General features: G+C 54.4%; 9 protein-coding genes. 8 read left to right on the forward strand and 1 reads right to left on the reverse strand.

Features of this window, described 5'->3' with window-relative positions; genetic code table 11:
• The first annotated feature begins 50 nt into the window (after nucleotides 1-50).
• The 6 genes from QJ48_RS00230 to QJ48_RS00255 all read left to right on the forward strand — a co-directional run bounded on the left by QJ48_RS00230 (nucleotide 51) and on the right by QJ48_RS00255 (nucleotide 5,794).
• Complete coding sequence (locus tag QJ48_RS00230) at nucleotides 51-389, forward strand: DUF6262 family protein (protein WP_054971660.1); 339 nt, start codon at nucleotides 51-53, stop codon at nucleotides 387-389.
• Between the two features lie 138 nt (nucleotides 390-527).
• Nucleotides 528-1,847: a cytochrome c gene (locus QJ48_RS00235; RefSeq protein ID WP_054971661.1), complete on the forward strand. Its 1,320-nt coding sequence runs from the start codon at nucleotides 528-530 to the stop codon at nucleotides 1,845-1,847.
• Nucleotides 1,844-2,866 carry a hypothetical protein gene (locus QJ48_RS00240; protein ID WP_054971662.1) on the forward strand — a complete coding sequence of 341 codons (1,023 nt, stop codon included), beginning with the start codon at nucleotides 1,844-1,846 and terminating at the stop codon, nucleotides 2,864-2,866. The genes QJ48_RS00235 and QJ48_RS00240 overlap by 4 nt, the downstream gene beginning before the upstream one ends.
• Before the next feature lie 233 nt (nucleotides 2,867-3,099).
• On the forward strand, nucleotides 3,100-4,614 hold the full coding sequence (locus QJ48_RS00245; protein WP_054971663.1) for a monooxygenase: 1,515 nt from the start codon (nucleotides 3,100-3,102) through the stop codon (nucleotides 4,612-4,614).
• A 76-nt stretch (nucleotides 4,615-4,690) separates the two neighbouring features.
• A complete protein-coding gene (locus tag QJ48_RS00250; RefSeq protein ID WP_054971664.1) occupies nucleotides 4,691-5,176 on the forward strand; it encodes a MarR family transcriptional regulator in 486 nt (161 codons plus the stop codon).
• Nucleotides 5,177-5,233: 57 nt separating this feature from the next.
• On the forward strand, nucleotides 5,234-5,794 hold the full coding sequence (locus tag QJ48_RS00255) for a nitroreductase (RefSeq protein ID WP_054971665.1): 561 nt from the start codon (nucleotides 5,234-5,236) through the stop codon (nucleotides 5,792-5,794).
• A gap of 6 nt (nucleotides 5,795-5,800) precedes the next feature.
• Here the strand turns inward: QJ48_RS00255 and QJ48_RS00260 are convergent, their stop codons facing one another.
• Entirely contained in the window at nucleotides 5,801-7,006 is a 1,206-nt protein-coding gene (locus QJ48_RS00260; protein ID WP_054971666.1) for an MFS transporter, read from the reverse strand.
• Between the two features lie 121 nt (nucleotides 7,007-7,127).
• Here QJ48_RS00260 and QJ48_RS00265 point away from each other — a divergent pair, with 121 nt between their 5' ends.
• Together QJ48_RS00265 and fabD are read left to right on the forward strand one after the other, a co-directional pair.
• The gene (locus tag QJ48_RS00265) at nucleotides 7,128-8,003 is read left to right on the forward strand and encodes a LysR family transcriptional regulator (protein ID WP_054971667.1); all 876 of its coding nucleotides are present in this window, start codon (nucleotides 7,128-7,130) and stop codon (nucleotides 8,001-8,003) included.
• Nucleotides 8,004-8,443: 440 nt separating this feature from the next.
• Complete coding sequence (fabD, locus tag QJ48_RS00270; RefSeq protein ID WP_054971689.1) at nucleotides 8,444-9,628, forward strand: ACP S-malonyltransferase; 1,185 nt, start codon at nucleotides 8,444-8,446, stop codon at nucleotides 9,626-9,628.
• Nucleotides 9,629-9,634: the final 6 nt, after the last annotated feature.

The raw sequence follows: 9,634 nt of genomic DNA on the forward strand, positions 1-9,634 counted from the left end.
TAATAAGGACGAGGGTTCGCGAAAAGAACAGAATGCAGGGAGGCAGCCTTATGCAGCGTAGAAATGTCGAAGGGATTAAAAAATTCAGCGAGCAAAAGACGGTTGAGGCGTACCGCAAGGCCGTATCGGCCATTGAACGGTTGAGGAAGGAAAAGCTGAAGATTAATTTCAATACCGTATCGATCGAGGCCGGCGTGTCGAAACCTTTTCTATATACCCATCCTGAGCTTCGCGACAAAATCGAGCGCCTGCGCAGGCAAGAGCAGACGGAGACGAGCGAGAAATGCAGGCTGACGCAACGGCTGGAGGAAGAGAACGAGAAGTTGCGAAAAGAAGTGCGTAGACTGCAAGATATTCTGAGAAAATCGAAGATACCCGTTATTATTTAAAGTAAATGACGTGTTTGTTCATTTTTTTATCAATATATTAGCCCTGGGGAGTCATTTTGAACGAAAACGACTTCTATACAATAATTCTTGTCGCTTGCGGCAAGGATTATTTTTTTTACGGAAAGGGAGTGCGGGAAAGTGGAATTTCCGACAATCGATTTCGGCTGGGTCGGCAACGGCAACCTGATCGGCATGATGGCGGTGCTGCACGTCATGATCAATCATGCCGTAGCTATCGGCGGGTCCGTTCTTATGGTATCCATTGAGTATGCCGCTTTCAAGAGAGGTAACGAAAGGCTGGAGGCATACGCCAGATGGCTGAGCAAATGGATTCTGATCATCACGACGACGACGGGAGCGATGACGGGAGTAGGCATTTGGTTTACAACGACCGTTATTCTGCCCAATGCGATCGGCTCGCTTCTGCGTATTTTTCATTGGGCCTGGTTTACGGAATGGCTGGTGTTCGTATCGGAGGTCGTCTTGCTGTTGACGTATTTTTACACATGGGACCGCTGGAAGGGAGAGAAGAAAAAGCTGCATTTGCGAACCGGCCTTGCGCTGTGCATCATGTCCTGGTTCACGATGGTGATCATTACCGGCATTTTGGCCGCGCAGATCAATCCGGGCGATTGGGTCGAGACGCTGTCGTTCTGGAGCGCGTTTCTGAATACGACTTGGGTGCCTTCGACGCTGTTCCGCACCTTCGCCGCCATCACGCTGGGGGTTGCGGTACTGACGCCGCTGAACCGCTGGTTTGTGAAAGATTCGCTGGACCGCCACATCGTCCTGAAGCTGTACGGCAAATGGCTCGTCGTTTCCGTGCCGCTGATGCTCGCATCCGGGTGGTGGTATTTAAAGACGCTGCCCGCTCAAGCGCAAACGCTGGTCGTCTGGGCGTCGGGCATGAGCGACTTCACGTTCGCTTTTATCAACGTGCTCGGGCTGCTGCTCATGTTCGTGCTCGGCGTCATGCTGATGGATGGCCGAACGAAATATCCGGTTGTGCTCACCGTATTCACGGCGGCATTCTCGCTGCTGCTGATTACCGAATTCGAGATCGTCCGGGAAAATATTCGCAAGCCCTATGTCATTTACAACTACATGTACGCCAACGGTGTGCTGAAAACGGACGTCGAGCGGTTCCGCAAGGATGGCGCGCTGGCGCAAGCGAAGCTTTCTCCGGTCCGGGAGGTGACGGAGGCGAACAAGCTTCAGGCCGGGGAAGAGCTGTTCCGCATGCAGTGCATCGCCTGTCACAGCATCGACGGTCCCCGGCGCAGCCGGGTGATGACGGAAAGGGCTAAAGGCTGGAGCGAGGAAGCGCTCGCTGCCTTCATCCCTCAGATGCACAATATCCGCCCAGTCATGCCGCCGTTTGCGGGAACGGACGAGGAGGTTAAGGCGCTGGCCGCCTATATTCACAAGATGGTTTCGGAGAGGAACGGTGCAGAGTGAACGCCTATTTAACCGCCAAATCGCCGGTGCCCAACGATCTGGGGCTGGCCATTCCGGGCGACCTGCCTTTTTTCGAAGTGCTGATGGTCGTCGGCTTTATTCTTCATATCATTTTCGTCAACATTCTGGTAGCCGGCTCTGTGTCCGCGGTGTATAACGAGCTGAAAGGCATCGTCCGTAAGGATGCGGTTCTGGACCGCCTGGCGCAGCATATGGCGACGCACGTGTCGATTGTCAAAAGCATCGCCGTCGTGCTCGGCATTGCGCCGCTGCTGATCATCAGCACCATGTATACCCAGTTTTTTTATCCATCGACGATCCTGATCGGCAAAATGTGGCTGCTGCTCATCCCGCTGTTGACCGTCGCGTTTCTGGCGCTGTACGTCTATAAATTCACATGGGAGCGCTGGCAGAAGCGCAAGGCGCTGCACCTCGGCTTCGGCCTATTCGGCACGCTGATCCTGCTGTTCGTACCGCTGCTGTTCATCACGAACGTGACCTCGATGCTCCATCCCGAGCTGTGGGACCCGGAGCGCGGCTTCTGGCGCTCGCTGTTCGCGTATCCGACCATCTGGCAGCGCTACCTTCACTTTATGGCGGCGAGCTTTACGATGCTCGGTCTGTTCCTGTACGGATGGGGGAGACGCACCGAGCGGAACGGCGCAGGACCGGTCACGGAAGCGGCCAAGCGATACGGCAAAACGATGGCGGCGGGCTTCACGCTGCTTCAACTGCTTGCAGGACCGCTGCTGCTGCTTAGTATGGACGGACGCGTCCGCCATGCGTTTATGGGCGGCTCCGCGTTCCATACCGCGCTGCTCGCGGCCGCGGTGCTGCTGGCTATCGTCCTGTGCTGGCTGCTGGTCCGCCTTGTCTGGCGGGACGGACGGAAGCTGTTCGCCGTCACCGTTAGCGTGCTGCTGATCGTGCTGACGCTGATGAGCTGGATCCGGCACGAGGTGAGGGAGATTTACTTGCAGCCGTATATGGAGGAATCGCCGCGCACCGTGCAACAGTAATACCGGGGAAGGCTGCCGTGGAGGCGGCTTAAGCCAAAATCGGAAAAGGGCCGACAGCAGGTCCTTTTCCTTCACAGCTTCCGAATATCTGTAAAAAATAAAGGAAAGCAGGGTTGTATAAAATTGCCAACGTGCTATAATAATATTGTTTCACGAGAAACAAAACATCGATATTGTTTTGTGTGAAACAAAAAATAATCGAGATGGTATATGGAGAGAAGGAGAGGATACGAATGGATTATGAAGTGATTGTTGTCGGCGGAGGTCCGGTCGGCATGATGCTGGCGGCAGAGCTGGCTTTGGCCGGGGTGAAGGTATGCGTGCTTGAGCGCTTAAAGGATACGACGCCGTATTCCCGGGCGCTGACCCTCCATCCCCGCTCGCTTGAACTGTTTGATTTGCGCGGCTTGAAATCGAAGCTGCTGAGCATCGGGAAGCCTCTTCCGATAGGGCATTTTGCGGCGCTGGATACCCGGCTGGATTTTTCGGTATTTGATTCTTCTTCCAATTACACGCTGTATATTTCGCAGCACGATACGGAGAAAGTGCTGGAGGAGTGGGCGCAAAGTCTTGGCGTGGAACTTCGGCGGGAGACGGAGGTCGTATCGGTGCGCCAGGATGCGCAAGGCGTAGAGGTCACTGCCGTCGGCCCGAAGGGGGAGACCGTACTGACCGCAGCGTATGTTGTCGGCGCAGACGGGGCAGGCAGCATTGTCCGCAAGCAGGCAGGCATCCCGTTCGAAGGTACGGACGCGACCTTAACCGCGGTGCTCGGAGACGTCGTTCTGGCGTATCCCCCGGAAACGAACGGGCTTTCCCGCTTCACCGAGCACGGGCTGGTCATGATCGTCCCCGTGGGGGACCGGCTCCATCGGGTCGTGATGATCGATCCTCTGAGGACAGGGGTGCCGAAGGAAGAACCGGTGACGTTGGAGGAGCTGCGTTCGGGGATGGAACGTATTCTCGGAAGCGATCTTGGCATCTCCGAGCCGTTCTGGCTGTCCCGCTTTGGCAATGCGACACGCCAAGCGAAGCGTTACCGGAAAGGACGGATTTTCCTTGCGGGGGATGCGGCGCATATTCATTTCCCGGCGGGCGGACAGGGGCTGAACGTAGGGCTGCAGGAAGCGATGAATCTTGGCTGGAAGCTGGCAGCGGAGCTGAAGGGGCAGGCTCCCGGATGGCTTCTGGACAGCTACCATACGGAACGGTTCCCCGTAAATACGGCGCTGCTTCGCAATACCCAGGCGCAAACGATGCTGATGGGGTTTGAATTCTCACCGAGAATGATGGGACTGCGCAGCATGCTGTCCGATTTGCTTCGCATCCCCGAGGCGAACAAGCAATTAGCGGCCCAACTCGCGGCGTTCGATGTCCGGTATGCGCCGGATGAGGAGGCATTGCCGCACGCGTTGAACGGACGCCGCTTTACGGAATTGAAGCTGCGGCTGGATAATGGTACCGTTCGGAATGCTTATGAGCTGTTTCACTCCGGCTGCTTCGTCCTGCTTCATCTCGCTTCCGATGACCGGCTGAACGACGTCGTTCCTTGGGAGGAGTACGGTCATATCCAAGTTGTTCGCGCCTCGATCGCCGGAAACGGGAACGAAGCCGAATGGGACGACGTGCATACGGCGCTGATTCGCCCGGACGGACATATAGCGTGGGCGGTTCCCCGATCGGAGCCGCAGCCGCTGGAAGCCGTCAAGCGGGGAATCGCCCGTTGGTGCGGAATCCGTCCTATTTAACGATCTTATTGTTTTGTTCGAAACAATCGGTGTATAATCAGAAGGAGATGATGTGTGAAGAGGAGACCCTAAACCGATGTCCAAAACCGAGCTTAACAAGCAGTGGATTTTCAAGCAATTCGTAGAACTTATTACGCAGCAGGAGACGAGAGACGGCAATTTTGCCGTCCGATTCGGAGAAGAGAAGCGGAAGGTGGAATCCGAGCTGGGCCAGAAGCTGGATCTCAATTTGTCCGAGATTCACCTGATCGCCTGCATAGGGGACCACGGGCCCATCAACGTGACGACGATTTCGGAGAAAACCGATTTGACCAAAGGGTCCGTCACTCGGATCACCCAAAAGCTGTTAGCCTTGGATTTGATCAAAAAACAGCAGCTCCACGATAACAAGAAAGAGGTTTATTTTCGGTTAACGGCCAAAGGCCAGAAGCTGCATCTGATTCATGACCGCCTTCATCAGGATATCGAACAGCGGTTTATGCTCTTATTGGATAAATATACGCCGGAGCAATTGACATTTGCCCGGGAGCTGCTGCAGGATTTACTGGAATGGGATTACTGAGCGGTTAACAATTTGACTGCCGGCCGTCTCATCGGCACGGAAAAGGAGAATGGAGCCATGAGCATCGCCCAAACGATCAGGGAGAGAAGAAGTATCCGGACGTTCAACCAGACCCCCGTTCCCCAGGATCTGGTTCTTCAGCTGCTGAATGATGCGGTATGGGCGCCCAATCACGGCCTCCGGGAGCCTTGGCGGTTTATTTATGTGGGAAGCGCCGAGGGGAGGGAGAAGCTGGCTGTTCTTACGCTTGAAGCCTCCGCCCACTTGAAACGGGTTAAACTGCTGCCGTCCAAATTAAAAGAACTGATGCGAAAAAAGCTGGCCGAAATTCCGGCCAATCTGATCGTCGTCATGACGGAAGATAAAAACGAGCATAAAAGAGATGAAGATTTCGCCGCCGTCTGCTGCCTGATGCAAAATATGCAGCTGCTCGGATGGGAGCAAAAGCTCGGGATGATCTGGTCGACGGTTGACTTTATTCATTCCCCTGTGTTTCGCAGCGGACTTGGCGTCCGGGAAGGCGAACGGATCGTCGGCATCCTGCACATGGGATATTTCGATAAAGTCCCCAAGCCGAAAACCCGCACGCCGGCGGAGGCTAAGCTTGTAATATGGTAGGACCGTTCAAGAGGGGGAGAGCCCCCTCTTTTCTGCTTTTGGCTTCACCTGCGATGAGACCAGGATCGAGACCGTCAGCAAGGCGCAAGTATAATAAACCAGACCGTTCCAGCCGAACCGGTTGAGAAAGAAGCCGCCCGACCAGCCGACCAAACTCGATCCCGCATAATAAAACAGCAAGTAAAAGGAAGAAGCCTGCGCTTTAAAATCTTTTACCGCCAATATGCCTACCCAGCCGCTCGCCACCGAATGACCGGCAAAAAAACCGAACGCAACGACCGCAATCCCCAATACCTTGACGGCAAGCAGACTATTTAACGTCATCAGCGCGCCCAGAATAAAAATGGCAATCGCGAGGCCGATAACCCGCCTTCGGGAATAACGGTCCGCCAGCTTCCCGAACCAGATCGAACTCCACGTCCCTACCAGATTGACGACGAACAGGAAGCCGAAAATCGTTTGGCTGACATGATACGGCGCTTGCGTAAGCGGGTAACCGATATAGTTCAATACCGTGATGTAACCGCCCATCAGCAGGAAGCCCGTGATAAACATGGACAGCAGATTTTTATCGCCCAGACTGGCCCGCATCCCGGCAAGCCATTGCCGTACGGACGTTTTGCTCGGGGTAAAGTTGCCGGAAGCCGGGAGATAGAACCAGAACCATAAACTAAGCAGCAAGCTGACGATCCCCATCATCAACATGGCGAACTGCCAATTGAAGAGATCGGTTAGTCCTCCGATAATAATCCGGCCTATAAAACCGCCTATGGCCGTTCCCGCCACATAGACCCCGACGACTCTCCCGATGGCCCGGGGCGAAAACTCCTCGTTCAAATACGCCATGGCGATCGGCGGAAAGCCTGCGATGCTGATGCCCTCTAAAAACCGGAATACGAGAAACGCCTGAAAATCATGGATAAAGGCCGAAGCGATGGCAAATACCGAAGTGAGCAGCAGCGAGAGGCTCATGATTCCTTTACGCCCCCAGCTATTGGAGACGACCGTGAAAAAAAGCAGGCTCATCCCCAGGGCGATCGTCGTTAACGAGATCGAAGCGCTGGCGGTGGCCGGCGAAACTTGATACTGCTGCGAAAATAAACTGATGAGCGGCTGCGGACTGTATAATATGGCAAACGTGACGATGCTCCCCAGCAGCATGCTAACCGAAGCCTTCCGATGCGCCCGGCTTCCGAGTTCGAGATAGTTCATCTTATGGCGCCTCCATCCGTTGAATTAACAATTCAAGTATAGGATTGACAAGAAGCGCTGTCTAATGCATTGTTTTTATTGAAACGATGTTGTTTGTGTAATGAGAGACGGAGGGATCGGAATGGAATGGCAGCAGCTTGAGTATTTTCAAACGGTTGCCCGATTGCAGCATATGACCTTGGCGGCGCAGACGTTATGTATAACCCAGCCGGCCTTAAGCCGCTCGATTGCCCGGCTGGAGAAGGAGCTCGGCGTCCCGCTCTTCGAGCGCAACGGCCGCGCGATCGTGCTCAACCGGTATGGGCGCCTGTTTTTGAACCGCGTCAGCCGGATCATGAACGAATATCAGGAGGGCAAGCGGGAACTGGAGGATTTGATTCATCCGGAGCATGGGGAGGTATCCCTGGGATTTCTTCATACGCTCGGCGTCCACTCGATTCCGGATGTCATCCGGTCCTTTCGCTCTGCTTATCCGCAGATTCATTTTCAGCTGCATCAAAACAGCACCCAGTTCCTTCTGGATCAGCTTTCGGCAGGGGAGATCGACCTCTGTATGGCCGCCCCGCAAGAAACGAAGCACATCCAATGGGCCTCGTTATGGAATGAAGAGCTGTTTATTATCGTTCCCAAAGATCACCCGCTTGCCGCTTCCGAATCCGTTCTGTTGGAAGACATACGCAGCGAGCCGTTAATTTCGTTCAAGAAAGGCTACGGACTGCGAAAAATTACCGACAAGCTGTTCGAGGAGGCCGGAATCGGTCCCGACATCCGATTCGAAGGGGACGAGGTTCATACGATAGCCGGGCTCGTCGCGGCCGGGCTTGGCGTTGCCGTCATCCCCGACACGAAAGGAATCGAACGTGCCAACATTTCATTCCTGCGCGTACGTTGGCCCGAGTGCCGCCGGGTGATCGGCATCGGCTGGATCGAAGGACGTTACCTGTCGCCTGCGGCGGAGCGGTTCCGGGATTTTGTCATCGATTATTTCAGAAGCTGACGTAACCGGCCTTCCGGCGGGTATCCGGCTTTCTTGACAGCGAGCCGAAATCCAACCGGAGGGCGAGCCTCCGGTTGGGGCGCGTCGTCCGGCGAAGAGCGGGCTACTGGCGCAGCAGGGGCCAAGCCTTGCATCGGATTCGTTGCCTAAATTATTTATGAATAAATTCTTAATATGTAATTAATTGGGTTGACTTCTTTGTAATCTATCATAATATATGTAATATATTTAATAATTTCATGAATCAAGGTTTAATGCCAATTAATGGTTTGTTTCTTGAAACATGCAACCTCCATAACTCACTCCTCAGCTTCGTGACTTCTGCGTACTGCATTTCCTAATTTCGTTTCGATTTGTAAATTACTCATCCTACATCCGATTCACGGCTTCTTAGGAAACATTCCATAGTTCTTATGTCGGTGCTCGAAAAGGGGTTAGACATGAAGCGAGTAGCTTTACTATTTCCAGGTCAAGGGTCCCAATACGAAGGAATGGGCAAGATTTGGTCCAAAAAATTTCAAGGCGCCGACCGATGGTTCGAGGAAGCGAATGACATCCTCGGGTATGACTTAAAGTCGATTTGTACCGAAGGCAGCGCCGCCATACTGTCGAGAACGGAGTATACGCAGTCGGCTCTGCTGACGGTAAGCGTTATTGCCTTGGAACAGTACAGGCAAGAGATTGGCATCGTTCCCGCGTTTTCCGCCGGACACAGTCTCGGGGAATATTCCGCGCTGGTGAGCAGCGGCGTTCTCTCGTTTGCGGACGCCTTGCGTCTGGTGCAGCAGCGGGGAATCGCTATGCAGGAGGCCGCCGATGCCGGCCTGGGCGAGATGGCCGCCGTGCGTGGCGAGGAGCTTGAGACGCTGGAATCTTTGTGCGAAAAGCATTCGTCGCCGGGTCAGCCCGTTGCCATCGGTTGCTACAATTCGCCACGGCAGTATGTGCTGACAGGCCATCAAGCAGCCGTTGCCCGGGTAACGATCGCAGCGGAGCTGAGAGGCGCTCAAGTTACCCGTTTGCCTGTCAGCGGTCCGTTTCACAGTCTGCTGATGTCACAAGTTGCGGAGCGTTTGTCCGGCGTGATGCGAAAGTTTACGTTCCGGGAAAGCCAATGGCCGGTCATATCCAACGTCACGGCGCTGCCGTATGCCAATGCGGAGCAAATCCGGGACGGTTTGATTTTACAGATGACGCATCCTGTCAAATGGCTGCAAACGATGCGGTATTTGGAGGAGCAGAAGGTGGAGCTCGCCGTCGAATTAGGTCCACGGTCCGTCTTGAAAAATTTGGCGAATGATATGACCGATAAGATTCGGTCGTTCGCTTTCGAGCGGGAAGAGGACGCTTTCGAACTGGCCCGGCGGTTTCCGCTTCACGATTTTATATCCGGCTGCTTGTCGGAAGCGATAGCTGCACCCAATGCCAATTTTAACGAGGAGGAATACCGTACCGGTGTGATCCAGCCGGTGCGCAAGCTGAAGGAAATGCTGCAAAGCGCAAAAGAAAGCGGTGTCACAGGAGCGGGAACTGAGGCCCGCGCGCAAAGAAAGGAAGCATTGGATTGCATGCGGCTTGTGCTGCAGACCAAGCGGGGGCAGGAAGGAAAAGAGTGTTCTCAATGACTTCAA

This window comes from Paenibacillus sp. A3 (genome assembly GCF_001399685.1).
Lineage (GTDB): Bacteria > Bacillota > Bacilli > Paenibacillales > NBRC-103111 > Paenibacillus_G.